27 protein-coding genes are annotated in these 25,291 nt (G+C 42.9%); 19 read left to right on the forward strand and 8 right to left on the reverse strand.

What is annotated here, in order from left to right; all coding sequences use genetic code 11:
• The 3 genes from VK080_RS02415 to VK080_RS02425 all read left to right on the forward strand — a co-directional run.
• The coding region (locus tag VK080_RS02415) for a GNAT family N-acetyltransferase (RefSeq protein ID WP_324223207.1) at positions 1-287 on the forward strand (287 nt) is incomplete at its 5' end.
• Between the two features lie 412 nt (positions 288-699).
• Entirely contained in the window at positions 700-1,779 is a 1,080-nt protein-coding gene (locus tag VK080_RS02420) for a HAMP domain-containing sensor histidine kinase (protein WP_324223208.1), read from the forward strand.
• Entirely contained in the window at positions 1,779-2,471 is a 693-nt protein-coding gene (locus VK080_RS02425; protein ID WP_324223209.1) for a response regulator transcription factor, read from the forward strand. The genes VK080_RS02420 and VK080_RS02425 overlap by 1 nt, the downstream gene beginning before the upstream one ends.
• 29 nt (positions 2,472-2,500) lie before the next feature.
• On the opposite strand, the gene VK080_RS02430 is transcribed toward VK080_RS02425, so the two are convergent.
• On the reverse strand, positions 2,501-2,698 hold the full coding sequence (locus tag VK080_RS02430; protein ID WP_324223210.1) for a DUF5957 family protein: 198 nt from the start codon (positions 2,696-2,698) through the stop codon (positions 2,501-2,503).
• Positions 2,695-3,078, reverse strand: coding sequence for a DUF6220 domain-containing protein (locus VK080_RS02435; protein WP_324223211.1), 384 nt, complete (start codon positions 3,076-3,078; stop codon positions 2,695-2,697). The genes VK080_RS02430 and VK080_RS02435 overlap by 4 nt, the downstream gene beginning before the upstream one ends.
• Before the next feature lie 337 nt (positions 3,079-3,415).
• Between VK080_RS02435 and VK080_RS02440 the strand changes: the two genes are divergently transcribed.
• Complete coding sequence (locus VK080_RS02440) at positions 3,416-4,081, forward strand: TraR/DksA C4-type zinc finger protein (protein WP_324223212.1); 666 nt, start codon at positions 3,416-3,418, stop codon at positions 4,079-4,081.
• Between the two features lie 70 nt (positions 4,082-4,151).
• A complete protein-coding gene (locus VK080_RS02445) occupies positions 4,152-4,358 on the forward strand; it encodes a zinc ribbon domain-containing protein (RefSeq protein ID WP_324223213.1) in 207 nt (68 codons plus the stop codon).
• A gap of 93 nt (positions 4,359-4,451) precedes the next feature.
• Here VK080_RS02445 and VK080_RS02450 read toward each other — a convergent pair whose 3' ends face one another.
• Both VK080_RS02450 and VK080_RS02455 read right to left on the reverse strand, forming a co-directional pair.
• A complete protein-coding gene (locus VK080_RS02450) occupies positions 4,452-5,249 on the reverse strand; it encodes a zinc ribbon domain-containing protein (RefSeq protein ID WP_324223214.1) in 798 nt (265 codons plus the stop codon).
• 312 nt (positions 5,250-5,561) lie between these two features.
• A complete protein-coding gene (locus VK080_RS02455) occupies positions 5,562-6,893 on the reverse strand; it encodes a S1C family serine protease (RefSeq protein ID WP_324223215.1) in 1,332 nt (443 codons plus the stop codon).
• Positions 6,894-7,057: 164 nt separating this feature from the next.
• Here VK080_RS02455 and VK080_RS02460 point away from each other — a divergent pair, with 164 nt between their 5' ends.
• The 10 genes from VK080_RS02460 (at position 7,058) to arsC (ending at position 18,256) form a co-directional block, all read left to right on the forward strand.
• Positions 7,058-7,744, forward strand: coding sequence for a response regulator transcription factor (locus tag VK080_RS02460; RefSeq protein ID WP_324223216.1), 687 nt, complete (start codon positions 7,058-7,060; stop codon positions 7,742-7,744).
• 2 nt (positions 7,745-7,746) lie between these two features.
• Positions 7,747-9,063, forward strand: a complete 1,317-nt coding sequence (locus VK080_RS02465; RefSeq protein ID WP_324223217.1) for a HAMP domain-containing sensor histidine kinase — start codon at positions 7,747-7,749, stop codon at positions 9,061-9,063.
• Between the two features lie 63 nt (positions 9,064-9,126).
• Positions 9,127-10,956, forward strand: a complete 1,830-nt coding sequence (typA, locus tag VK080_RS02470) for a translational GTPase TypA (RefSeq protein WP_324223218.1) — start codon at positions 9,127-9,129, stop codon at positions 10,954-10,956.
• A 417-nt stretch (positions 10,957-11,373) separates the two neighbouring features.
• Positions 11,374-13,278 carry a PTS system trehalose-specific EIIBC component gene (gene treP, locus VK080_RS02475; protein ID WP_324223219.1) on the forward strand — a complete coding sequence of 635 codons (1,905 nt, stop codon included), beginning with the start codon at positions 11,374-11,376 and terminating at the stop codon, positions 13,276-13,278.
• Positions 13,279-13,298: 20 nt separating this feature from the next.
• Positions 13,299-14,960 carry an alpha,alpha-phosphotrehalase gene (gene treC, locus VK080_RS02480; protein WP_324223220.1) on the forward strand — a complete coding sequence of 554 codons (1,662 nt, stop codon included), beginning with the start codon at positions 13,299-13,301 and terminating at the stop codon, positions 14,958-14,960.
• A gap of 12 nt (positions 14,961-14,972) precedes the next feature.
• Positions 14,973-15,689, forward strand: coding sequence for a trehalose operon repressor (treR, locus tag VK080_RS02485; RefSeq protein WP_324223221.1), 717 nt, complete (start codon positions 14,973-14,975; stop codon positions 15,687-15,689).
• Positions 15,690-15,805: 116 nt separating this feature from the next.
• A complete protein-coding gene (locus VK080_RS02490; RefSeq protein WP_324223222.1) occupies positions 15,806-16,081 on the forward strand; it encodes a YkvA family protein in 276 nt (91 codons plus the stop codon).
• A gap of 45 nt (positions 16,082-16,126) precedes the next feature.
• Positions 16,127-16,318: an ArsR/SmtB family transcription factor gene (locus VK080_RS15980; RefSeq protein ID WP_414672203.1), complete on the forward strand. Its 192-nt coding sequence runs from the start codon at positions 16,127-16,129 to the stop codon at positions 16,316-16,318.
• A 128-nt stretch (positions 16,319-16,446) separates the two neighbouring features.
• On the forward strand, positions 16,447-17,745 hold the full coding sequence (locus VK080_RS02500) for an arsenic transporter (RefSeq protein WP_324223223.1): 1,299 nt from the start codon (positions 16,447-16,449) through the stop codon (positions 17,743-17,745).
• 91 nt (positions 17,746-17,836) lie between these two features.
• Positions 17,837-18,256 carry an arsenate reductase (thioredoxin) gene (gene arsC / locus VK080_RS02505; protein WP_324223224.1) on the forward strand — a complete coding sequence of 140 codons (420 nt, stop codon included), beginning with the start codon at positions 17,837-17,839 and terminating at the stop codon, positions 18,254-18,256.
• An 81-nt stretch (positions 18,257-18,337) separates the two neighbouring features.
• On the opposite strand, the gene VK080_RS02510 is transcribed toward arsC, so the two are convergent.
• From VK080_RS02510 to VK080_RS02525, 4 genes are all read right to left on the reverse strand, one after another.
• Positions 18,338-18,517 (reverse strand): hypothetical protein, encoded by a 180-nt coding sequence (locus VK080_RS02510; RefSeq protein ID WP_324223225.1) that lies wholly within the window; start codon positions 18,515-18,517, stop codon positions 18,338-18,340.
• 80 nt (positions 18,518-18,597) lie between these two features.
• Positions 18,598-19,548, reverse strand: coding sequence for an ABC transporter permease (locus VK080_RS02515; RefSeq protein WP_324223226.1), 951 nt, complete (start codon positions 19,546-19,548; stop codon positions 18,598-18,600).
• Entirely contained in the window at positions 19,541-20,461 is a 921-nt protein-coding gene (locus tag VK080_RS02520; protein WP_324223227.1) for an ABC transporter ATP-binding protein, read from the reverse strand. Before VK080_RS02520 ends, VK080_RS02515 begins: the two co-directional genes overlap by 8 nt.
• A gap of 210 nt (positions 20,462-20,671) precedes the next feature.
• Positions 20,672-20,830 (reverse strand): YfhE family protein, encoded by a 159-nt coding sequence (locus VK080_RS02525; protein WP_324223228.1) that lies wholly within the window; start codon positions 20,828-20,830, stop codon positions 20,672-20,674.
• 207 nt (positions 20,831-21,037) lie between these two features.
• Between VK080_RS02525 and VK080_RS02530 the strand changes: the two genes are divergently transcribed.
• The 4 genes from VK080_RS02530 to VK080_RS02545 all read left to right on the forward strand — a co-directional run bounded on the left by VK080_RS02530 (position 21,038) and on the right by VK080_RS02545 (position 25,109).
• A complete protein-coding gene (locus VK080_RS02530; RefSeq protein ID WP_324223229.1) occupies positions 21,038-22,186 on the forward strand; it encodes a thiolase family protein in 1,149 nt (382 codons plus the stop codon).
• A 213-nt stretch (positions 22,187-22,399) separates the two neighbouring features.
• Positions 22,400-23,572 carry a CapA family protein gene (locus VK080_RS02535; RefSeq protein WP_324223230.1) on the forward strand — a complete coding sequence of 391 codons (1,173 nt, stop codon included), beginning with the start codon at positions 22,400-22,402 and terminating at the stop codon, positions 23,570-23,572.
• 288 nt (positions 23,573-23,860) lie between these two features.
• Positions 23,861-24,673 carry a DUF368 domain-containing protein gene (locus VK080_RS02540; RefSeq protein WP_324223231.1) on the forward strand — a complete coding sequence of 271 codons (813 nt, stop codon included), beginning with the start codon at positions 23,861-23,863 and terminating at the stop codon, positions 24,671-24,673.
• Between the two features lie 115 nt (positions 24,674-24,788).
• Positions 24,789-25,109: a thioredoxin family protein gene (locus VK080_RS02545; protein WP_324223232.1), complete on the forward strand. Its 321-nt coding sequence runs from the start codon at positions 24,789-24,791 to the stop codon at positions 25,107-25,109.
• The last annotated feature ends 182 nt before the right edge of the window (positions 25,110-25,291 follow it).

Raw genomic sequence — 25,291 nt, forward strand, 5'->3', positions numbered from 1 at the left:
AAATAGTTGCCAATGTCCGGATGTTACCAGGGAATACCATTTTTAAAGAGCCGTCCATTGGCAGGGTAGCGGTCGCAGAAAAGTATCGCGGCCGCGGTTATGCCAGCAAAATTATGCAAAAAGCCATTGATTATATTTACGATCAGTGGCATGAACCGCTGATCAAAATCGAAGCCCAGGAACATTTAAACTATTTTTATTCTAAGCTTGGATTCCGGCAAATTTCCGAGCCTTATTATGACGACGGGATTTGTCATATCGATATGATCTGGGAAAAGGAAGATTAAAAAATGCCCTAAGGCTTATCAAAGCGTTTCGGGCATTTTTTAATAGGATAAGAAGTATAAAGCTTAGCGGTATAATTTAATTGGCGAGATAAGCTTCATCCGGCTCCAGCGCTAAAGCTGTAGCGAGACTTCCCTCACCTCCGTCCGATAAGTCAGCAGCGGCTCCAGAAGTTCAAGGAAGGCCGACTAAACCCGGGCTTTGCGCCAAACGTCGGCATACCCCCTATGAGGGGGCTTGTTTCCTTTATCTCCTGCGGGCAGTGGGGCAAATCGGCTAAAACCGCCGCGATGCGCGGCAACGCTGAGCCACGAGAGCTTAGACTCGGGAAGCAGACTATGCATTGGCTGTTGAAAACAATCAGCAGCCAATGTATAGTTTCCTTACATAGTTATAAAGAAACAGGTGGTAGCATTGTCGATCAGAAAACGATTGATTTTATCCAATATAGGAATGGTTATTATTCCGGTTTTTTCCGTCCTGATACTTGAAATATTTCTTGGCTATTTATTATTTATTGTTTTTGACGGCAACCCGCAAGGAACCGAGCAGAATTTATTCATCAGCCTTCGATTTATCGGCATGTTAATTATTTTAATCGTGACAAATGGGCTACTGACTTATTTTGTATCAAAAAGCATTATCAAACCGATCAGGAATCTATCCAACGCATCTCGAAAAATCAGTGAGGGGGATTTGGATTTTAGTGTGGCATCAAGTAAAAAAGATGAACTTGGTGAGCTATCCAATTCATTTGAAAAGATGCGGCTGGATTTAAAAGAGGCGAAAGCTGCACAGGCGCGATATGAGGAAAACCGCAAAGAACTGATCGCCAGTATTTCTCATGATTTGAAAACACCTTTAACTTCAATAAAAGGCTATGTCACAGGCATTCAGGACGGCGTGGCCAATACACCGAAAAAACTGGAACGTTACATGGAAACAATTTATAACAAGGCAAACGATATGGATGGTTTAATTGATGAACTTTTTTTATATTCTAAATTAGATTTGGGACATGCACCATTTAAGTTTGAAGAAATAGACCTTTATACTTTTTTTACTGACTTTATTGATGAATCGAATTTTAATATGGAAACGGGCACTGCAGTGTTTTCTGCGGATGAAGATAGGTCTTATACGGTAAAAGCTGATCGGGACCAGTTAAAACGGGTTATTACGAATATCACCCAAAATAGTCTGAAATATATGGATAAAAAACATAAACAGATTCATGTCCAGTTAACATCTGAATCAGATCGGGTTGTTGTAAAGATAGAAGATAATGGAAGCGGCATATCAAAAGATGACCTTCCATTCATTTTTGAAAGCTTTTATCGTACAGATTCATCAAGAAATTCCAGCACCGGCGGCAGTGGACTGGGATTATCCATTGTAAGGAAAATCATTGATGAACATGGCGGAACCATTTGGGCTGATAGTCAGCCAGGTGAAGGCACAAGTATTAACTTTACCCTTAAGAAGGTGACGTAATGCAAAAAATTTTGATCATTGAGGACGAGTTAAGTATTGCAGAATTAGAACGGGATTACCTGGAGGTCAATGGATTTTCCAGTGATATTGCGACTACCGGTGAGGAAGGATTGCAAATGGCAGAATCAAATGCATATAATCTGATTTTGCTTGATTTAATGCTGCCTGGGATTGATGGATTTGAATTATGTGAAAAGCTCAGAAAAACTTTTGACATTCCGATTTTAATGATAACGGCCAGAAAAGAGGATATCGATAAAATACGCGGGTTTGACCGGGGTGCTGATGACTATATTGTAAAACCGTTTAATCCCAATGAGCTTGTTGCCAGAGTGAAAGCCCATTTAAACCGGTATGAACGCTTGGTGAGCCGTAATAGTGAATCAAACACAATCTATGTGGAAGGGTTATTCATAGACCGTGATTCACGACGGGTTTTTGTCAATGATGAGGAAAAGACATTCACTGCCAAGGAGTTTGATCTGCTGGTCTTTCTGGCAACAAATCCAAACAGAGTGTTCAGCAAGGATCATTTATTTGAACGGATATGGGGTATTGATTCAATGGGGGATCTAACAACTGTGACGGTGCATATCCGGAAGATAAGGGAGAAAATCGAACCATCCCCTTCCAGTCCGAAGTATATTGAAACAATTTGGGGAGTGGGGTACCGCTTTTTAAAATCAAATTAAAAACGCAAGCAGAGGTGTTGCCTCTGCTTTTAGTTTTGTCTATTCTTTTTATCAATAACCGGCAATAATATTGCTAAAATGATCCCTGTTAAATAAGGAAAAAACATAAAGATTAGCGGCATCCCTGAAACATTAACGCCAAACCCGGCCATTAATCTAAAAATGATACTTCCGAGAAAGTAGCCGCCGATAAGCCCCAAAATAACCAGTATAACTAAACGCATCATATCTCACTCTTTCCTAATAGAATTTTTGAACGATATACATTCAACATTGATAACACGATAATTAACACGCCCAAAATAGGATGCAGTGCCCCAAAAAACGAATGACGAAAGCCCAGGTTGGCCGTTGCATACATGGTGATAATCAGTATTAATAATCCCAAGATGGAAAAATATTCTTTCTTTTTGGCATTGCCCATGAATGCACTGACCATCATGAAGATTGGAATATTTAATCCAAATAAGTGAGCAACCATTTTATGATCAGTCCAAAACTGACCTCCTCCAAAAATGGCCATACCTGCCAGAAAAAATTGCACCAGACTGCACAGTAAAAATATTATTGCGAAAATGAAATAAAACCATCGCCCTGCAGTTCTCATTTAATCACCTTCCTTAATAGTTCAGGTTAAGCTTACCTGGTAAAAATAAATAATTTATTAACCAGACATTAAATATTTCTTAAATCGGCATCAGCTGGAATCGAGGAAAAATTACATTATCAATGAATAAATATTTAATCTGTCGTTAAGTCGGATTTAAGAGGTACCAGACGATAGCAGGTGCAACCATTACGCTTGCTTTGGATAAAAATAATCAAATGCACATATAATTGCGTTGCATTGACATGATATGGAAGCGTAATTAAAGTATCATTCAGTTAAATCGACACATAGTATGGTTAGCGGTTCATTTTTAGAAAAATGGAGGCTGACGGCTATGATTACAAATGATCAGCTTAAACAATGTAAAAACACGCTGCTGGAGCGGCAAAACAGATTAATCAGTCAGGTGCAGGACCATTTTGGAACTTCACTTGAAATGACGAAACAATCAATGGATGAATTATCCAATTATGATAATCACCCCGGTGATATGGGAACTGAGATGTTTGAGCGCGAAAAGGATATCGCGTTGAATGAACATGCGGAAAATGAACTGCAGGATATCAATGCAGCTCTGCATGCGATTGCGGACGGCACCTATGGCATCTGCAGCGAGTGCGGGAGAGACATACCATTTGAGCGGCTGGAGGCTGTTCCAACGGCTGACCGCTGTTTTGAGCACGCCGAGGATCTGTATAATCATGCTAAGGATGACCGGCCGGTTGAGGAGGGTGTTTTCAGCCCAAATATCAACCCCGATGAGATAACCGGGGAAGAACAAACGGGCTACGATGCGGAAGATGCGTGGCAGGAAGTTAGCCGCTACGGCACGTCGGAAACAGCATCGGATTTTTACGGTGATCGTGACGACTATGATGAAATGTATCCGAACAGTGATGAGAATATCGGAAGTGTCACCGATGAGGAAGGTTTTTTGGCAGCTGACCGGGACGGGAATTTTACCGGTGTGACTCCAAATCATAATAAATACGAAGAATAGTGTTGATTTGCTTAGGGTGTGAAACCATATGATCTCCGTGTTCGTATAGCATCATAAGGAGATGATATAAATGGAAGACAACCGCGGATGTATTAAATGCGGCAGCACAGACGCAGAACAGAAAGATGTAGCCATGACTGGGACAGGCTTATCGAAAATGTTTGATGTGCAAAGTAACCAGTTTATCGTTGTTTCGTGCAAAAACTGTGGATACTCGGAATTCTATAACAAGAAAAGTTCAGCAGGAAGCAACATATTTGATTTCTTTTTTGGGTAAAATCTCCCTCATAAAAGCAGGGAAAATTAGTATATCACATAAGAAAAACAGGCCCGGATCACCTATTGATCAGTGCCTGTTTTTCATGCTGTTTTAAAACCCGCGGAACATCGTATCCATCATGTTCCCAAGGATTGAACTCAGAAATGCCTGTGAGAAAAAGGCAAAGGCCATGATGACGATTATGTATAGCCCCAACAGCACATATAATCGGTCAAATCCTTCCGCCGGCTGTTCCAGTAAGATGAATGTGGGAGCTAACAATAATAATCCCAGAATACTTACCAGGATAAGAATCCCGGCTAATGCCGACAGGCCAATGAACGAAAAAATCAGACCCGCCGCATAAAAAAGCAGAAAAGGAATTAAATAAGCACCGTATTTGGCTATAATACCTGGGAAGGTGACAGCCTGAGCGGATAATTTCGCACCGGCAAACGTCAACCCCGCAATTAGAGCCTGCAGCAATACAAACGTGATAAATGGCAGAATTAAGCTTTCAATCAATGAAATATTAGTGAAGAATCCCGCCGGAATGGCATTAAGCAGAAAATGATAGCTCACTGACAAAAGAAATGAAAATAACAGAATCGCTATGATGCCTGAGATTGTGTCTGAATGGTTTGCTTTTTTCGCTTCACTTGGATTTTTCACGAGCGTGATAAAAAAATGCCCAAAATTGATAGCGCTATCTTTCAGTTTTTCGGTAAACTGACTGGATGAATCTGAGGCTTCACTGTCCTGTTCAACATCCTCGTTTACAGTAAAGTCACTGTCTTCCTGATCCGGAAAAGTCTCCTTCATATCTTCTTGTTCCGGAACCAGCTGAGCACCGCAATTGGTGCAGAATTTGCCTTCTTCCGAATACTGGCCGCACGAAGGACATTTCATAACATCACTTCCTTTTCACTTACTTGATTCAAGTATAATGGCTATTGTAAAAATTCGAAAGAGCACCGCCGCTATTATTTTTCATGTAGCCGAATATAGTTCTCAAATCATTGCACAAAAAAACCTGCAGCTGAACGACAGTGCAGGTTTTTAAAGGGGGAGTAATCTTTCTTTCAAACAACTAACCGGCAGCAAGCTCCCGATACAAGCCTGTGGGATGAAACAAGGGAAGATAGCCGGGTAGCACAACTGCCAGTAAGTTTAACTACAATCAGCTGGGGATGAGAGATCCCCGCTGTCAGCAGTATGACTTTACTGCTTGGATCCGCGTTCTACGAGTTCAAGAGATACGGTCTGTTTTTCACCATCCCGGTAAATTTCAAGTTCGACTGTTTCACCAATTTCTGTTTCTTTGTACAGATACTTACGCAAATCTATCAGCGAGGTGATTTTATTGCCATTAATTTTCGTGATTACATCAAATTGCTGCAGGTTTGCGTTTTCTGCAGGTGATCCTGTTTCGACCTGTGCGACAACCATGCCGCCTTCTACATCTTCAGGAAGCTGAACTTGGTCACGGTATTGCTGTGGAACCTTATTTATGGATGCTGTACTGATACCGATGAATGGACGGGCAACTTTGCCATCCGCTTCAAGCTGTTCAATGATTGGCATTGCTGTGTCGATCGGTATGGCAAATCCAATGCCTTCAACAGCAGTCTTGGCAATTTTCATCGAGTTGATGCCAATAACCTTACCGTCGGAATTGACCAGAGCACCACCGCTATTTCCGGGGTTAATAGCAGCGTCGGTCTGAATGACTTCTGTTACCCAATCGGGTCGTTTATCACCGTTTGTATCGATGCTGACAGAACGATCCAGGCCGCTGACAATTCCCTTTGTCAAGGTGTTGGCAAATTCCATTCCAAGCGGGTTCCCAATCGCAATGACGGATTCACCGACTTTTAAATCGCTGGAGGACCCAAGGTTGGCTACGGTATCTATTTTAGAGCCGTCTACCTTCAGGACAGCTAAATCACTCAGCTTATCCGAACCCAAAACTTCTGCCTTAATGTGTTCTTGATCATTAAGAACTACTTCCACTTCCTGAGCATCTTCGACAACATGATGGTTAGTGACTACATACGCGCTGCCGTTTTCTTTTTTATAGACAATGCCTGATCCGGTTCCGGATTTCTGACTGGGCTCCCAGATATTTGTCTGCTGCATGCGGGTGACTCCGACAACTGCCTTGGATGCTTCATCCATGCTTGAGGCAACGTCAGCATTGTCTGAAGCAATCGTCTCCGTTACTTCAGGTGTTTGGGAAGATTGATTATTGTCGCTTGATCCAGTTTCAGAGCTGGTGCTGCTGTCATTGTTTGGTATAATATTCGTTGTAAATAACAGGACAACGATAATAGCTGATATTAAACCGCCTGCGATCCCGCTCAAAAAATTCCCGGATTTTTTCCGCTTTGGTTTTTCGCTCTGGTTTGGTTTCGTATTTTGCCGTGCCGATTGGGCGATACCACCATTCGTTTCCGGCTCTGTATTATCGGCTGTTTCCCGCTCGGTATACTCCCGGTTATCATCGTTCATATTTTCATTGTCATTTTGATGATAATTATTATTATAATCCATGAATATCTCACCTCTTTGCGTTATGATGATTACAAGTTTCATTATAGCCATAACGTTTGGTAGTATTTTGGTACGAATATGGCAAAAATGTGTAAATTTTACTTGTGGTGTTCCCGTTTTTAAGCTCAGCCAATCATAAAAATAAATTGATGGAGGAAACATTTATGACGAACCATATTGGTGTTGTGGAAGATGATGATAATATCCAAAATATTGTCTCGGCATACTTGAAAAAGGAAGGTTTTGAAATAACCGCTATGGAATCTGCCGAAAAAGCCTGGGAACTCTGGGAAACCCAGCCGCCGGACCTGTGGATATTGGATATTATGCTGCCCGGAATGGATGGCTACGAATTTTGTAAAAAAATTCGGCAGGAAAGCGACGTACCGATTATTATTATTTCCGCGAAAGACGATGAAGTGGACAAGATTCTTGGGCTCGAATTGGGCGGGGATGATTATTTAACTAAACCATTCAGTCCCCGGGAATTGATTGCCCGTGTTAAGCGTGTGCTCAAGCGGAGCCGGCCCTTAGCACAGGATGACCATTCACCGCAGGACAAGATTAAAGCAGGAGAACTGTTAATTCATGAAAGTGACCGGAGAATTTTTTGGCACGGCGAAGAAGAAGATATTACAACGAAGGAATTTGATATGCTATTGCTGCTTGCCAAAAATGTAAACAGAGCATTCTCCCGGGAGGAACTCCTCATCAAAATCTGGGGTGAGGATTACTTTGGAAGTGATCGTGCTGTTGACGATCTTGTTAAACGGCTTCGAAAAAAATTGACCGATATTCCATTGGAAACGGTATGGGGATATGGTTATCGGTTGCGCAATGAAGAGGAATAACGATGAAACTTCAATCTCAATTAAATTTAGCTTTCATTTCCCTTCTGCTGGTTATTCTTGCTGTAACAGGGTATGTCATTTATTCGATGATTTTGGGAATGCTTATAAACAATGAAAGAACGGAATTGCAGCAAAAGGGTGAATTGCTTGTTGACGTGCTGAATGAACAATATCGTTCACAGGGAGGCATACAGGATTTCGGCGGCTTTTTGGAAGATCAGGACCTCCAGTTATTTCTGTATGACCGGAATCAGGATCAAGTTTTGATGTCGACGATGCCGCAGCAGTATGTCGAGGGATTTTCAGCCAATAATTATTTTGTGGAAACTCAAGAGGATTTATGGGAAATAGGGAATAGCAAGTTTGTCACCTCACGTATTCTGATCTATCCGGAACAAACTCAACTGGAATTGGTTTTACTGACCCCGCTGACTGATTTGCAGACGGTGCAGCAGGATTTCTTCAGGCGAATGCTCCTTGTCTTCTTTGTTGGGATTCTGGCAGCTATTCCAATCAGTTACCTGCTGACCAATAAGTTAGTGACGCCGCTGACTAAATTAAAAAAACAGCTGAAAAAAATTGAAAAACGGCAATTCGATCAAATAGACCGTGTGAAGGCAACGGGTGAAATTAAAGAGGTCGAACAAAGCGTATATGATATGGCAACAGAACTTAACCGGTATATGAAATCGCAGCAGGCGTTTTTCCAGAATGCCAGTCATGAATTGAAAACACCGCTCATGACGGTCCAGGGCTATGCGGAGGGAATCCGTGATAATGTATTTGAAGAGGCGGACAAGGAAAAAGGTCTGGAGATGATGGTGACGGAGATTAACCGCCTGAAAACAATCATAAATGAAATGATACTGCTTGCTAAATTGGACAGTGAGCAGACGGAATACCGTCCTGAATGGATGGATGCTTCGGAGCTGATTAATCAGGTTGTGGACCGGGCGTTCCCAATGGTCAGTGAAAAGGGGCTCAAGCTGAATCACACTGTAGATAAGGAAAGTGCTTTTTTCGCAGATCAGGATAAGCTGCTTCGTGCCTTGTTAAACATCACCATTAATGCTGTGCGGCATGCCAAATCCCGTGTAGAGATTACTGTTGAAAATAAAACGATCACAATTGAAGATGACGGGAATGGTGTGCCAGAGGACCTTATCCCGCATATATTCCACAGGTTTGTTAAAGGTAAAACTGGTGAGACGGGGCTTGGACTGGCGATCGCCAGGGCGATTATCGAGCAGTCCGGCGGTAAGATTATGGTAAGAGACTCCACGCTTGGCGGCGCTAAGTTTGTGATTATTTTTCAATAATGACTATCTATGTTATAATTGTAGAGTTTGAGTCATCCTTAAATGATAGAGGAGCGTACGTTTATGCAGTTAAGAGAAGATATCCGCAACATAGCTATTATCGCCCATGTTGACCACGGCAAGACTACACTTGTTGATCAGATGCTGAAGTATTCAGGTACATTCCGCGAACATGAACAGGTGGATGACCGTGCCATGGACACGGACGATATTGAGCGTGAACGCGGTATTACGATTTTGTCGAAAAACACAGCAATTAAATATAATGACACAGCGATTAATATTCTCGACACACCGGGACATGCCGACTTTGGCGGTGAAGTGGAACGCATTATGAAAATGGTCGATGGTGTTCTGCTGGTCGTTGACGCCTATGAGGGCTGTATGCCGCAGACCCGGTTTGTTTTGAAAAAAGCACTTGACCAAAAACTGACACCGATCGTGGTGTTAAATAAAATCGACCGTCCGAACGCCCGTCCGAATGAAGTGATTGATGAAGTACTGGATTTATTTATTGAGCTTGGTGCAGATGAGGAGCAGCTGGAATTCCCGGTCGTCTATGCTTCGGCATTGAATGGAACCTCAGGTGAAGAACCTGAAGAGCAAGCGGAAACAATGGAACCGGTGTTTACAACAATATTGGATAATATTCCTGCACCGCTGGACACGTCAGATGACCCATTGCAATTCCAGATTACCCTTTTGGATTACAATGATTATTTGGGAAGGATAGGTGTCGGACGTGTTGTCCGCGGCCAAATCAGTGTCGGACAGCAGGTTGTTGTTCTGAAAAAAGACGGCTCGCAAAAATCGTTCCGCATCAGTAAATTGTTCGGATTTATCGGTCTGAAACGGGTCGAAATCCAAGAGGCAAAGGCCGGAGACATCGTGGCAATTGCAGGCATGGACGACATTAATGTCGGCGAGACGATCTGCCCGCAGGATCATCCTGAAGGTCTGCCATGGCTCCGTATCGACGAGCCGACACTGCAGATGACATTTTTGACAAATAGCAGTCCATTTGCCGGAAGTGAAGGCAGCTATATAACATCCAGACAAATTGAGGAACGTTTAATGAAACAGCTCGAAACTGATGTCAGCCTGCGTGTCGAGCCTACCGATTCACCTGATGCCTGGACCGTTTCAGGTCGAGGTGAACTGCATCTTTCCATTTTAATTGAAAACATGCGGCGTGAGGGCTTCGAATTGCAATTATCAAAGCCAGAGGTCATTATAAAGGAAATTGATGGCGTCAAATGTGAACCGGTTGAACATGTACAAGTCGATGTTTCGGAAGATTACACCGGGCCCGTCATGGAATCACTGGGTGAGCGTAAAGGTGAAATGATTGATATGGTCAATCAGGGCAATGGCCATGTGCGCATTGAATTTAAAGTTCCATCCCGAGGTATGATTGGATATGCGACGGAGTTTATGTCATTGACACGGGGCTATGGCATACTGAACCATACCTTTGATTCATATGAGCCGGTTACAGCAGGCCAGGTTGGCGGACGCCGCGAAGGTGTGCTTGTTTCCTTGGAAAATGGAAAAGCGTCGACTTACGGTATAATGCAGCTGGAAGACCGGGGCATGATTTTTGTTGAACCGGGAACCGAGACTTATGCCGGCATGATCGTTGGGGAACATAACCGTGAGAATGATCTGACTGTCAATATCACTAGAGAAAAACACCTGACAAACGTCCGGTCAGCTACGAAAGACCAGACAGCAACCATCAGAAAAACACGCGATATGTCCCTTGAAGAAGCGATTCAATATTTGAATGATGATGAATATTGTGAAGTGACTCCGAAAACAATCCGGCTTCGCAAAAAGATATTAAACCATAGTGAACGCGAAAAAGCAGCTAAAAAAAAGAAATCAGTTTAACAGAAGAAACCGGCAATGGCGATTGAACGCTATTGCCGGTTTTTTACTGCGGTTTTTTGGATGTCGGCAGAAGGGAAAAGATATCGATAGAAGAAAGGAATTATCGACAGAAAAGGTAAAATATCAACAGAACCGAGATCAAAAGAAGAATGAAGTTTCATTTTACCCCGCATCTAATGGTCAGTAACCCGCTAAAAAACGGCGGATAACTGACCTTAAATGCCCGATTCTGTTCAACTACCATTCAGCGGAAAAAACATCTCCACTGAATGAAGTTTCACTTTACCCTTCTTTTGAACCCACACTTTAGATGAAATTTTTTGTAAGCCCTTGCAATACATGACTATACAAGCTATACTAAAAAGCGAATTTGTATATACAAGTTATAATTTACGTTATACTAGGGAGGTAAATCCTGTGTCAACTGAGCAAATATTAATTTATTCACCGGTCAGTGGTAAAGTGAAACAATTGGAGGAAGTCCCCGACCCGACATTTTCACAAAAAATGATGGGTGACGGGCTGGCAATTGAGCCAAGTGAAGGAAAAGTTGTTGCACCAATTAACGGTGAAGTGGTGCAAATGTTTCCGACGAAGCATGCTGTAGGAATACGGGGTGACTCGGGAGTTGAAATACTGGTCCATATCGGTCTTGACACGGTCAATATGGAAGGTGAAGGGTTTGAGGCTTCCGTCGGTCAGGGAGACTATGTGAAAGCCGGAGATCCATTGATTACATTTAATAAAAATCTTATTCTCAAAAAAGCTCAAGGGACTATCACGCCGGTTATTGTCACGAATGGCGATGAACTGGAACCGCTGGAGAAGACTGGTGATAAAACCGTTGAAGCTGGTTCATCCGTGCTGTTTAAAACCGCGATGAAAGGTGAGCACGAAACAGATACACCAGCTGCATCTGCAGGAGAATACAGCAACGAAGCAAAGGATATCGTTGCCGCACTCGGCGGTGAGGAAAACATCAGCGTCGCAACACATTGCGTGACAAGGCTGCGTTTTGCGTTGGCTGACGAAGATAAAGTGAATAAAGATACACTGGAGAATATGGACATTGTAAAAGGTTCTTTTTCTGCAAACGGCCAATTCCAGGTTGTTATCGGTCAAGGCACAGTTGACAAAGTGTATGCTGCCATGGTAAATGAAACGGATATCGGCGAAGCATCAAAAGATGAAGTTAAAGCAGCTGTCGGTAAAAAACAAAATTGGCTGCAGCGTGGCGTTAAGGTTCTTGCAGATATTTTTATCCCAATCCTTCCAGCGATCGTAACTGCCGGTTTGTTAATGGGTATTAATAATATTTTAGTTAATCCGGTATTTTCTGATGAGTCAATTATTGAAATATATCCGCAATGGGCTGGAATAGCAGATATGATCATCATCATTGCAAATACCGCATTTACATTTTTACCGGCTTTAATCGGCTGGTCGGCTGTAAAACGGTTTGGTGGTAACGAGTTGCTGGGGGTTGTACTTGGTTTAATAATGGTGCACCCGGATTTACTCAATGCATGGTCATATGGTGAAGCTTTAAAATCGGGTGAAATTCCTACTTGGAATCTGTTTGGACTTGAAGTAGATAAAATCGGTTATCAGGGGCAAGTGCTGCCGGTATTATTTGCATCTTGGGTACTGGCGAAAATTGAGATTTTCATGAAAAAACGGGTGATTGATTCACTCCAATTACTGATAGTGGCGCCAGTCGCATTACTCGTATCAGGTTTTCTCACGTTTATTATTATAGGCCCAATCACATTCGCAATCGGAAATTGGATTACAGATGGACTTGTTGCAATATTTGACCAGTTTGCACTTCTTGGCGGTCTGGTTTATGGAGCACTTTATGCACCAATGGTAATCACAGGGATGCACCATACCTTTCTTGCAGTTGATTTGCAGTTAATCGGAAGTACAGGTTCAACATTTCTGTGGCCAATACTGGCATTGTCCAATATCGCCCAGGGTGCTGCAGCATTTGCAATGATGCTGGTGGCACGAGAGGAAAAGTTAAAAGGTTTGGCAGGAACCTCAGGTATTTCTGCCTGGCTAGGAATCACCGAACCGGCAATGTTTGGGGTCAATTTACAATATAAATATCCATTTGTCGCTGCAGTTTTCGGTTCTTCCATAGCGGGTGCTTTCATTACAATGCAGCGTGTTACTGCAGAGTCTGTTGGTATAGGCGGTGTTCCAGGATTCTTATCTATTGCAAACGGAATGGGGTCGTTCTTTATCGGTATGGCTATCGTGATAGTAGTGCCATTCATTATCACGTATCTAATAGCCAGACGGAAACTGAATAAATAAGATTTTGTGAGGTGTTGAGAATGAATGAAGCATGGTGGCAGAGAGCTGTTGTCTATCAGATATATCCTAAGAGTTTTCACGATACAACAGGTAATGGCATGGGTGATCTTCAAGGAATCATTCAGAAGCTTGATTATATAAAAGAACTTGGTGTCGATGTCATTTGGCTGACACCTGTATACAGATCCCCGCAAAATGATAACGGCTATGATATCAGTGATTATTTTTCCATTGAGCCGGACTATGGAACAATGGCGGATTTTGAACAGCTGCTTGAAGAAACGCATAGCCGGGATATGAAACTGATTATGGATCTTGTCATTAACCACACGTCAACCGAGCATGAATGGTTCAGGCAGGCATCAGAATCGAGACAAAATCCTTATCGTGATTTTTATATTTGGAAAGATCCATCTGAAGACGGCAGCCCACCGAATAATTGGCAGTCCAAATTCGGCGGTTCGGCCTGGCAATATGATACGGCAACCGGCCAGTATTATTTGCACCTGTTCGATACGACACAGGCAGACCTGAACTGGGAAAATAAACAGCTTCGGGAAAAATTGTATGACATGATGCGGTTTTGGGGTGAAAAAGGAATTGACGGTTTTCGACTTGATGTGATCAATCTGATTTCAAAAAATCAGCAATTCCCTGATGATGATACCGGCGATGGGCGCAAGTTCTATACGGATGGTCCTCGTATTCACGAATACCTGCACGAAATGAACAAGGTGGTCTTTGCACCTTATAACATGATGACGGTCGGGGAAATGTCCTCAACAAAATTGGAAAACTGTGTTCTCTACACGCGGCCGGAGCGACAGGAGCTCGATATGACATTCCAGTTTCATCATTTGAAGGTGGATTATCCTGATGGTGAAAAATGGACGGAGGCACCATTTGATTTTCTGGAATTAAAGCAGATTCTGTCCAGGTGGCAGGCCGGCATGCATGAAGGCGGAGGATGGAATGCACTGTTCTGGTGCAATCACGATCAGCCGAGAGTGGTTTCCCGTTTTGGTGACGATGGAGCATACCACAAGGAGTCCGCTAAAATGCTTGCGACCACTCTTCATATGATGAAAGGCACCCCATATATTTATCAGGGTGAAGAATTCGGGATGACAAACCCGGAGTTTGAACGGATAGAAGATTATCGTGATGTTGAATCACTAAACGCGTATAAAGCAATGCGTGAAAATGGGAGAACCGAAGAGGAAATGATGGCTGTCCTGAAGCAAAAATCCCGTGATAACGCACGAACACCAATGCAATGGAAAGCCGGAAAAAATGCCGGGTTTTCAGCTGTTGACCCCTGGATTCCATTGGCGGACAATTACGAAACGGTTAATGCAGAACACGCGCTCAATAATCCGGATTCAATTCTGTCCCATTATCAAAAGCTTGTGTCCTTGCGCAAACAATATGATATTATTACCTATGGAGACTATCAGTTATTACTTGAAGATGATGCGCGCATTTTTGCCTATACGCGCAGCTGGAATAACGAGAAATTACTTGTTGTCAGCAATTTTTATGGGAAAGAAGCAGCGGCACCCATCGATATCGATATGGCAGATGATATCCATGTATTGATATCCAATTATCCGGATACTGATCAAACGTTTGATCAGCTTGTTCTAAGGCCATACGAATCGGTCGTGTATCACATAACGTAATGAGGTTTGGCGATGCAAAAAAAATATCTGACTATTTACCAGGATCTTGTGAAAAAGATCGAAGTAAACCACTGGGCTGAATCTTCCATGTTGCCCTCGGAGTATGAACTGACAGAAATGTATGCAACATCCCGTGAAACAATCCGAAAGGCCCTTAATTTACTTGCGCAGGATGGTTATATCCAAAAAGTTCGCGGCAAAGGCTCTGTTATCATCGATGTGAACAAGTTTGATTTTCCTGTTTCCGGGATTGTCAGTTTTAAAGAGTTGACCGGCAAGTTAAACTTGAAAGCAAATACCATTCTCCATGAACTGGCAATCATTGAGGCGGATCAGGATTTAACATCAAAGCTGAAAATCCGTCTTCATGAGCCGATATGGAAAGTCTGCCGAGTCAGAGAGATTTCCGGCGAAAAAGTGATCTTGGATAAAGACTATTTTAATAAGAAATTTGTCCCGGCATTAACGAAGGAGATATGCGAGGATTCCATCTATAACTATTTGGAGAACGAATTGAAGTTGAACATCAGCTTTGCCAGAAAAGAATTTACGGTGGAAGATCCCACCCGGGAGGACCGGCAATTATTGGATCTTGAAGGTTATTCGAATGTAGTTGTCATTAAGAGTATGGTGTTTTTGGATGATACAAGTTTATTCCAATATACTGAATCCCGGCATCGTCCGGATAAATTCAAGTTTGTCGATTTTGCCAGACGGGTCAAGAGCTGACAGATTGCCGGTATATAGAAGTGAGATTTTGAAGGCTCCCTATCTTAGTTTGCACGGGGGCATTCGATTTTTCCCGATTGCATTAAGATAAGGAAGAGTAAGGCAGGTATCAGCGCATGAGAAAATTCATGAAACGACTTGGCTTTATATTTAAATTTCATAAATCAATCCCTTTTGTGATGGATTTTTTTCGTTCGCCACAAGTAAAGATAGTGACAAAAACTTTGTATGTCGTGCTGATTATTGGTTATATTGTCTTCCCGTTTGACTTGATTCCGGATTTTTTCTATTTGATCGGATTCGTTGATGATATAACTGTCGCAGCTTTTCTGTTGCAGTTGATGGTGAAAGATGCACCGGAATCATTGAAGGAAAAACACCATTTAAAATGATTGCATATGACGGTTATATTATATATGAATATGGATGGGGATTTTATGGTAAGGACAGGTATATCCGCGGAAGAAGCGGTTCCGTTTCTGAAACTGCTTGGTGACAGAACGCGTCTGTCAATTGTGCTGATGCTGCATCAAAGGCAGTGCTGTGTTTGTGAAATGGTGGACGCATTGGATATGTCGCAGCCGCGATCAGTCAGCATTTGCGAAAATTGCGAGATGCAAAAATCGTAGCTGAAGACCGGCGCGGACAATGGATTTATTATCATTTGAACCGTGAACTGGATTTCTTCCCATTGACCAGCAAAATGAATACGGCTAAAAACATAAACCAATGTTAACACATCATAGGGGGAACCGTTTTGGATTTACAAACCATTTTAGCAATCATTATTTTTCTGGCGACACTAGTACTGATCATCTGGCAGCCTAAAAACCTTGGGATCGGTTATACAGCTTGCTTTGCTGCCTTGATCGCACTGCTTGTTGGTGTTGTCACATTTGATGATGTTATTGCCGTTACCGATATCGTGTGGAATGCGACACTGGCGTTTGTTGCCATTATAATGATTTCGCTTGTTCTGGATGAAATCGGCTTTTTTGAATGGGCTGCACTCCATATGGCCCGCATGGCTGGCGGAAGCGGCGTGAAAATGTTTATATATATATCGGTTTTGGGTGCGATTGTTGCGGCTTTGTTTGCCAATGACGGCGCAGCGCTGATTCTGACGCCGATCGTGCTGGCAATGGTCCGGGCTTTAAACTTTAGAGATGCCTTTATATTGCCATTTATCATGGCAAGCGGATTTATTGCTGACACAACTTCATTGCCGTTTGTTGTCAGTAATCTGGTCAACATTGTCTCTGCAGATTTCTTTGGCATTGGTTTTCTGGAATATGCAACACGCATGATCGTTCCGAACCTGTTTTCATTGATTGCTAGCATTCTCGTGCTGTATTTCTTTTTCAAGAAGGATATTCCGGGCAGTTATGATGTGAATGAACTGCGGGAACCCCGGGATGCGATTAAAGATGAAAAAATGTTCCGCTTATCATGGCTCGTTCTTGGTATATTGCTGGTTGGCTATTTTACGAGTGAGTTTTTCGAAATTCCGGTTTCGATTATCGCCGGAACGATTGCGATCATCTTTCTGCTGCTCGGGCGTCAAAGCAAAGCTGTAGAAACCGGAAAAGTCGTCAAGGGTGCGCCATGGGACATCGTCTTCTTCTCACTTGGCATGTATGTTGTTGTTTACGGGCTGCGTAACGTCGGGCTGACCGATCTCCTTTCCGGCGTCCTGAATGCAGCGGCAGATCAGGGATTGTTTGCTGCAACGATGTCGATGGGCTTTATTGCCGCCATCCTGTCGTCAATCATGAATAATATGCCGACTGTTATGATTGATGCGCTGGCGATTGCAGATACGAATGCAAACGGTGTCCTGAAAGAGGGATTGATCTATGCTAACGTAATCGGCAGTGATCTGGGACCGAAAATCACCCCGATTGGCTCATTGGCAACATTGCTGTGGCTGCATGTCCTTAAAACAAAAGGGGTCAAAATTTCATGGGGGTATTATTTTAAAGTGGGTATTGTACTCACCGTACCAACGTTATTTATCACGCTGTTTGGGTTATATTTGACGTTGTTACTGTTGTAAAATATGGGCGCAAAACCCCAAACATGTGCCGAAGAGCCCAATCATGAACGGGAAAAGGGCTTAAATATACTATACGAGGTGGGGTGAGAGCATGTCTGAAAAGCCAATTCTTTATTTTCTCTGTACGGGTAATTCATGCCGCAGCCAGATGGCGGAAGGATTCGGGAAGAAACATCTCAGTGACAAATGGGATGTACGAAGTGCCGGCATCGAGGCGCATGGCTTGAATCCGCTAGCAGTCACGGCTATGCAGGACGCTGACGTTGATATTTCCAAACAGGAATCAAGCACAATTGATCCGGAAGTTCTTCATAACGCTGATCTGGTCGTAACATTATGCGGTGATGCACGGGATAATTGCCCAATGACACCTTTTCATGTGCCAAAAGCGCATTGGGGTTTTGATGATCCGGCCAAAGCTGAAGGAACGGAAGTTGAACGTTGGAAAGACTTTCAGCGGATCCGTGATGAAATCGAACAGCGGATTATCCGTTTCAATACAGAAAATTGAAAGACCGGGGTGTTGTATTACGGCATCCCGGTCCTTATCCCGCATATAACGGGCAGTACCCCCCCTGATTGAAGTTTCACATTACTGCTGCTTATCGTTTTTATCATTCGGAATATATTTAGTGAAGTATGCGGCAAAAATTAAACAAATAAATGCTATTCCCCATGAAGCGATCCCGCTCCAATAAAGGTCCACACCCATCCCAATAATCAGCACGATGCCACTGATGAGTATAAATATACTCGTTAAATAACGTTTCATTGATACACACCTCGGATATTCAGGTATATCTCTCTTACTCAATTATAATATATTTTATAATTATATGCTGTTTTAATATTTTAGTGTCCTGCAACATCCCGTTTGGTGAAAAACACCCATGACACGGCGAGAAAAATGACATAATAAACTGCCAGCACCGCAATAGAAAAACCAAGACTCATACCTTCGAACATTGGTGATCCATTGATGTATTGATTCATGTCCGTATTGGCAAACAGGATATATTTTGCCCATTCATAATCAGAGAAAAAGCCAACAATCGCATTCCCGGACAGCATAAGGAAAATGGCGAGTCCGATAGCAAGCGAGCTTTGCCGGAAGATGGTTGAAATCATAAAAGCAAATGTAGCCATCATGACCAGTGTAACAAGCTGCAATCCATAGCCTTTGATGATCTGTTCGATAATGGAAACATGTGCATACCCTTCACTTTGATTAAGTACGATATGGGGATCCATTCCGTTTATGCCGAAAAACAACGCTCCAATTATCCATGAAAATAACAGTACAAACAAGAGAGTAAACAATGCAAACAATAATACGGATACATATTTGGATGCCAGAATTTTAGTGCGGGTAATCGGGCGGATCAGCAATAGTTTGATGGTCCCCCATTTGAATTCATTTGCGACAATACCTGCAGCAACTATGATAGTCAACAGACTTACCAGCGAAAGCAGAAATTTGTTTTCCATGACAAACTGCCAGGCGTCGTAACTGCGCGGTTGAATGTCATTTTCAAGATAGAAGTTATTTTTCTCAATTTGGGATGATTGAAAGGATTGCGTCATGTTATCTTGTTCCATGCGCTCTTTTATTTCCGTATTTTCATCCTGCAGTGTTTGACGCCAGTTGTCATTCTGGTATTTTTCCGCCTGTTCGACAGCATAGTTGGAAAGAAAGGCTAATCCTATGACAAGTGCGGCTATGAGAATATACATAATCCATGTTGATTTGCGTATGTATAATTTAACCTGTTCATTAAAAAGCAGCTGAAAAAAGTTACCCAATCGTATTCTCCCCAATCAAATCAAAGAATTTATCTTCCAGTGATGATTTCGTCATGGTTACCTGGTATATCTGTATGTCATGGCTGACAAACGTTTGGATGATTTTCGGTATCGTGTCGCGTTCCACTTGCAGCGATAATCGGTCATTAGCGACTGTTGCGTTAATATCATATTCTTTATTCAGGACTTCAGCTGCCCGATCGATTGGCGCTGCTTCCATTTCGACTTCAACGGCTGTTGTCTCAGCGGTAGCCGCATTCACATCCTGGATCGCAATCATTTCGCCATTTTTGATCAATCCGATTCGATCACACATTTGTTCAATTTCAGAAAGCAAATGACTGGAAATGATAACAGCTACATTCTCTTCTTCCGCTAACTTCCGTATATACTGACGGATTTCCCGAATCCCGGCCGGGTCCAGCCCATTGGTGGGCTCATCGAGGATAAGGACAGATGGCTTGTGGAGCAAGGCTTGAGCAATTCCCAGCCGCTGCCGCATTCCCAGTGAATACTTTCCCGCCTTTTCATTGATTGGCATTTCCAGCCCAACGAGCGAAATGACTTCCTGGATACGTTTCTTAGTGACCCCGGGTATCATCCGGGCGTAATGTCCTAAATTCTGTTTCCCGGTCATGAACGAGTACATTTCCGGATTTTCGACAATCGCGCCGACTTCCCGGATAGCCGCTTTATAGTCGGAATTGATGCTGTTGCCAAGTATCTGTACATCACCGCCCGAGAGGCCCATTAATCCCACCATCATCCGGATGGTTGTTGTTTTTCCGGCACCATTGGGACCGATAAAACCGAATACTTCTCCCTTATGGATTTCGAATGATAATCCTTTAATTATTTCCTTCTTGCCAATTGTCTTTTTGACATCGATTAATTCCATTGCTGGTTCTGTCATTAATAGAGTCCTCCAATTATTTCAGTGCAATTGTCCGCAGCATACTCCCTTTGAAACGGGCGTCGGGCGGTAATGTTGTATTATGATAACCCATTGTTAGTACGAAAAAAGCTCTAAAAGGTTTCAACCAAATATAATATTCATATAATAAAGAAAAAATTAAATAAATACTCTGTCCATTTGATTCGGACAGAGTATTTATTAATGTATTTATTCTTTTGATTCGGGAGTATCACGCTTAGCGTCCCTGACTTTTGGTCTCCGGAATCCGGCGGCAATGTCTGCTTGTTTAAAGTCTTTTGTAAAATGCACTTCTTGTGCATCTGACAGTTGTTTTCCCTTTGTAGGCTGATACTGCGTTTTTCGCATATTAGACTTCCTTTCTGATAATAGAGTCTAATAATCATTTCCCTGTTTAAATTGTGATAAACATTAATCAAGTCTTGTCCTCTTAACTTTCTCGATCTTTCTAACAATAATCGTACTGAATTTTTAGTATAAAAATGCAGGTTTCCTATTTTATGAAAAGCAGATATAATGAAGTCAATATTCTGAGAAAAAGGGAGCGAATGCGGTATGCGGGAAGTTGTGATTGTGGACGGCTGCCGGACAGCAGTTGGCCGTAGGAAAGGAATGTTTGCGGATTATCGGTCAGATGAATTAGCGGCAGTGCTGCTTGGTGGATTGGTGGATCGCTCGAAAGTGAAAAATGAAGAGATTGAAGACGTGATTTTAGGATGTGTAACACAGGTGAAAGAGCAAGGCGGCAATATCGCCCGTACTGCGGCATTGATTGCTGGGTTTCCATCGCACGTGCCTGGGGTGACGATTGATCGGCAGTGCGGATCGAGTCAGCAGGCTGTTCACTTCGGGGCACAGGCAATTGCCTCTGGTGATATGGATATCGTGATTGCCGGCGGGGTGGAAAGCATGACCCGGTCACCGATGTTTTCGAATATGCAGGGTATCAAGCCTAGTAAGAAGCTGACCGATCAATTTGAAATTGTTAATCAGGGGATATCCGCTGAGAAAATTGCCGCAAAATGGGGTTTTAGCCGCGAAGAATTGGATGGATTTGCCTATGAAAGTCATCAGCGGGCATTGGCGGCAATCGAAAAGGGGCATTTTAAGGAGGAAATTGTCCCGGTCGAAACAGGGGATGAAAATGGCGAGGGAAACATGAACGTGACTGATGAAGGCCCGCGTGCTGACACCACGATGGAAGCGCTGGCAGGTTTAAAGCCGGTATTTCAGGAAAATGGCAAAATCACAGCCGGCAATGCAAGTCAGATGAGTGACGGGGCAAGCGGGGTGCTGCTGATGTCACGGGAGAAGGCCGAAGAACTGGGACTGCAGCCGAAAGCCAGGATTGTAGCCAGGGCCGTCGTAGGTTCTGATCCGACACTGATGCTGACAGGCCCGATCGAAGCGACAAAGCGCGTACTTAATAAGGCCGGCCTCACGATTGATCAGGTGGGGCGGTATGAGGTGAATGAAGCATTTGCACCGGTGCCATTAGCATGGCTGAATGAAACAAATGCCGATCCGGAAAAACTGAATGTCAACGGCGGTGCGATTGCGCTCGGTCATCCGCTTGGTGCGACCGGTACAAAGCTGTTAATCTCGTTAGTCAATGAACTTGCACGCTCCAAGAGCCGCTATGGTTTGCTGGCAATTTGTGAAGGAATGGGCATGGCCAATGCAACGGTGGTTGAACGTCTTTAAAATGGCGGTTGCTTGAACGGGATCATTCGAAATAACAGCAAAGGACTGCAATATCAGCATAAGGGCAGGGATATCAGCAGAATAACAAAGATATCAACAGAAAGTTTCATTTTATCGACAGAAAAGTACGTTCATGAGAAAATACATCCTCGTTTAGTGTTTCTGCCTGCGCTCATGTTATGATAAGAGCAAAATGACTTAGGAGAAAGATGTATGAAACAGGGGCAATTAGTCTGGATTGTTCTGCTGCTGATTACCTGTGTGTTTCTATCGGCATGCACCGAAAATGAACAAGAAATACAAAAAGATGCAAATTACCACGAAGCAGCAGATCGGAGCCAGGAAATAAAAAACCAAAAGCCTGATACGGCCTATAAAGAAATAACACTTTCTGCCATCGGCGACATGCTGATACACAAGAGAGTTTATGAAGATGCCCGTACAGATGATGGCGGATTTAACTTCATGCCGATGCTTGAGCGGGTTAAGCCGTATTTAAATGATTCAACCATTACGTTTGCCAATCAGGAAACAATGATCGGCGGTGAAACGCTTGGATTGTCTACCTATCCGGCATTTAATAGTCCTTTTGCAGTCGGCAATGCCCTGAAGAAGGCCGGGGTTGATGTTGTTTCGCTTGCCAACAACCATACATTGGATCGCGGTGAAAAAGCAATCATGAATGCCACCGAACATTGGGAAAAGATTGATATGATGTATACGGGGGCCTATAGAAATGAAGCCGACAGTAATAAGCTGCGTGTGTACGAAACAGACGAAGGTATTTCGGTGGCTTTTCTGGCTTACACCTATGGAACAAACGGTATTCCTGTGCCGAATGGGAAAGATCACTTGGTGAATTTGATTGATAGAAAAGAAATGTCCGAGCGAATTAAGAAGGCCAAACAACAGGCCGACGCAGTCGTTTTAAGTCTGCATTACGGCACGCAGTATGAGCGAATGCCGACCTCGGAGCAAAAAGACCTTGTTCAGTTTGCCGCGAACGAGGGAGTGGATGTCGTATTAGGTCATCATCCGCATGTGCTGCAGCCGATTGACTGGGTTGAGGGGAAAGGTGGCCACCAGACGCTTGTTGCTTATTCACTCGGTAATTTTCTCTCCGGACAGGATGAGTTTTACCGCCGGATCGGAGGCATTTTCAAGTTTTCCATAAAGAAAGCAACAGAAAATGGAGAAACAATGGTTAAGGTAAAGGAGCCAACGTTTTTGCCAACGTTTGTGAAATTTGAGAAGATGACAAATTTTGAGGTTGTCCCGATGTATCAATTGACCGGTGATGAATTGGAAAATACCAAGAAACATTACCGGAATATCAAGGACCATATGTCCCAGTGGATGCCGGAACTGGAGTTTATTGAGGAATGAATAAAGGGCATTCCTCATGAAACCCGCAGTAAGCCCCCATTAAGACAATTAAGCTAGCAATGGCTATCCTTTGTCTGAAAGTCATTCATCTCTTGCTTGCTCATTGTTAGAGCATGCCTTTCTCAAAATTGAAGCGGAATAATTCCCGCCTTGGATAATCGATAACGATAACAGCGTTAGTCTGAAAAGAAGCGTCCGAAATAAAATTTTCATGTGATTCATAAGTATAGTTTGATATGATTATCTTATGATTTTTATAAGAGTGCTAGACAAGGGAGCTTTTTAATAATGGAATGGAAAAACATTTATCGTGGTATTCTAATGGGGGCGAGTGATGTCATCCCCGGTGTGAGCGGGGGTACTATCGCTGTTCTGCTCGGGATCTATGAGCGTCTGATTACAGCGATCAATGGGTTTATGAGCAAGGATTGGAAAAAACAATTAGGCTTTTTGATTCCGCTGGGCATTGGAATTGTAACGGCTATATTTTTATTGAGTCATGTGATTGAGTGGCTGTTTGAGAATTATCCGGGACCGACAAAATTTTTCTTTTTGGGGCTGATTTTGGGTGTGGTGCCCTATTTGTTTCATAAAGCTGATGCAAAAAATAAATTCCAGGCTAACCATATTTTGATACTGTTGATAGGTGCTGCGCTTGTGGGGTCTTTAGCGTTTCTGCAGGCCAATGAGGGACCTGTTATTGAAAATATGACTACTTCCACTTATATTAAGCTGTTTTTTTCCGGATTTATTGCGAGCAGTGCATTAGTTCTGCCTGGTATTAGCGGCTCATTAATGCTTTTGATTTTGGGTGTGTATACAACGGTCATGACCGCGATCAGTGAACTACAGTTTGATATTATTGCCGTTACTGGTGCTGGTATCGTTCTTGGTATTGTTTTCATGAGTAAACTCGTTAATTTCTTTTTAAATAACTATTATACAGGAACATTTGCCGTTATCATCGGCATGGTGATAGGATCTGTTTTCGTTGTTTTTCCGGGCTGGCCAACAGAGGGGATGCTGGTCTTAATGAGTATTGTTACGTTCGCATCAGGACTGGCCGCAGCTTATCTGCTCGGAAAAGTCGAATACGAGTAAAGTGAAACATCAATAGGGTTCTTACTGCCAGTTACATGTGGAATAAACAAACTAAAAGACACACGGATACAAAATAGGTACAATATAGATAGAATGTTATGAGGGGGTTTCTGAAATGAAACACATTGATACAGAAGAACAGTTTAACGAAATTATCCAGTCAGATGTGCCGGTGATTATAAAGTTTTTTGCAGATTGGTGCCCGGACTGCAAACGCATGGATATGTTTATTGGTGATGTTATGGATGAATTCAATAACTATGACTGGTATGAGATCAACAATGATGAAGTGGAAGGCATTGCTCAGAAATATGAAGTGATGGGCATTCCGAGCATTCTGATTTTTAAAGATGGAGAAAAGCTTGCCCATCAGCACAGTGCTGACACAAAAACACCGGATTCAGTCAGTGAATTTCTGCATCAGCAGTTAGCATAGCAACATTTAATCTTCTAATTTTCTTGACATTTAAGATTATGACCATGTGCTTGGGATAGGTTTTGGTTCAGGGAAGGCGATGAAAGATGCACTGGAGCAGAGGAATAACCTGTCGATCATCGGGGTAGATCCTTCTGACGTGATGGTTTATCAGGCACTAAGGCGGTTAAACAAACGTTTGA

The organism is Lentibacillus sp. (assembly GCF_035301925.1).
Taxonomy (GTDB): domain Bacteria; phylum Bacillota; class Bacilli; order Bacillales; family Amphibacillaceae; genus Lentibacillus.

Coding starts and splice junctions, on each gene's coding strand:
- VK080_RS02530 (WP_324223229.1), top strand. CDS start 21,038: ATGCGGGAAGTTGTGATTGTGGACGGCTGCCGGACAGCAGTTGGCCGT.
- VK080_RS02520 (WP_324223227.1), bottom strand. CDS start 20,461: ATGACAGAACCAGCAATGGAATTAATCGATGTCAAAAAGACAATTGGC.
- arsC (WP_324223224.1), top strand. CDS start 17,837: ATGTCTGAAAAGCCAATTCTTTATTTTCTCTGTACGGGTAATTCATGC.
- VK080_RS02540 (WP_324223231.1), top strand. CDS start 23,861: ATGGAATGGAAAAACATTTATCGTGGTATTCTAATGGGGGCGAGTGAT.
- VK080_RS02425 (WP_324223209.1), top strand. CDS start 1,779: ATGCAAAAAATTTTGATCATTGAGGACGAGTTAAGTATTGCAGAATTA.
- VK080_RS02510 (WP_324223225.1), bottom strand. CDS start 18,517: ATGAAACGTTATTTAACGAGTATATTTATACTCATCAGTGGCATCGTG.
- VK080_RS15980 (WP_414672203.1), top strand. CDS start 16,127: ATGGTAAGGACAGGTATATCCGCGGAAGAAGCGGTTCCGTTTCTGAAA.
- VK080_RS02490 (WP_324223222.1), top strand. CDS start 15,806: ATGAGAAAATTCATGAAACGACTTGGCTTTATATTTAAATTTCATAAA.
- typA (WP_324223218.1), top strand. CDS start 9,127: ATGCAGTTAAGAGAAGATATCCGCAACATAGCTATTATCGCCCATGTT.
- VK080_RS02430 (WP_324223210.1), bottom strand. CDS start 2,698: ATGATGCGTTTAGTTATACTGGTTATTTTGGGGCTTATCGGCGGCTAC.
- VK080_RS02435 (WP_324223211.1), bottom strand. CDS start 3,078: ATGAGAACTGCAGGGCGATGGTTTTATTTCATTTTCGCAATAATATTT.
- VK080_RS02460 (WP_324223216.1), top strand. CDS start 7,058: ATGACGAACCATATTGGTGTTGTGGAAGATGATGATAATATCCAAAAT.
- VK080_RS02450 (WP_324223214.1), bottom strand. CDS start 5,249: ATGAAATGTCCTTCGTGCGGCCAGTATTCGGAAGAAGGCAAATTCTGC.
- VK080_RS02455 (WP_324223215.1), bottom strand. CDS start 6,893: ATGGATTATAATAATAATTATCATCAAAATGACAATGAAAATATGAAC.
- treR (WP_324223221.1), top strand. CDS start 14,973: ATGCAAAAAAAATATCTGACTATTTACCAGGATCTTGTGAAAAAGATC.
- VK080_RS02525 (WP_324223228.1), bottom strand. CDS start 20,830: ATGCGAAAAACGCAGTATCAGCCTACAAAGGGAAAACAACTGTCAGAT.
- VK080_RS02440 (WP_324223212.1), top strand. CDS start 3,416: ATGATTACAAATGATCAGCTTAAACAATGTAAAAACACGCTGCTGGAG.
- VK080_RS02545 (WP_324223232.1), top strand. CDS start 24,789: ATGAAACACATTGATACAGAAGAACAGTTTAACGAAATTATCCAGTCA.
- VK080_RS02445 (WP_324223213.1), top strand. CDS start 4,152: ATGGAAGACAACCGCGGATGTATTAAATGCGGCAGCACAGACGCAGAA.
- VK080_RS02465 (WP_324223217.1), top strand. CDS start 7,747: ATGAAACTTCAATCTCAATTAAATTTAGCTTTCATTTCCCTTCTGCTG.
- treC (WP_324223220.1), top strand. CDS start 13,299: ATGAATGAAGCATGGTGGCAGAGAGCTGTTGTCTATCAGATATATCCT.
- VK080_RS02535 (WP_324223230.1), top strand. CDS start 22,400: ATGAAACAGGGGCAATTAGTCTGGATTGTTCTGCTGCTGATTACCTGT.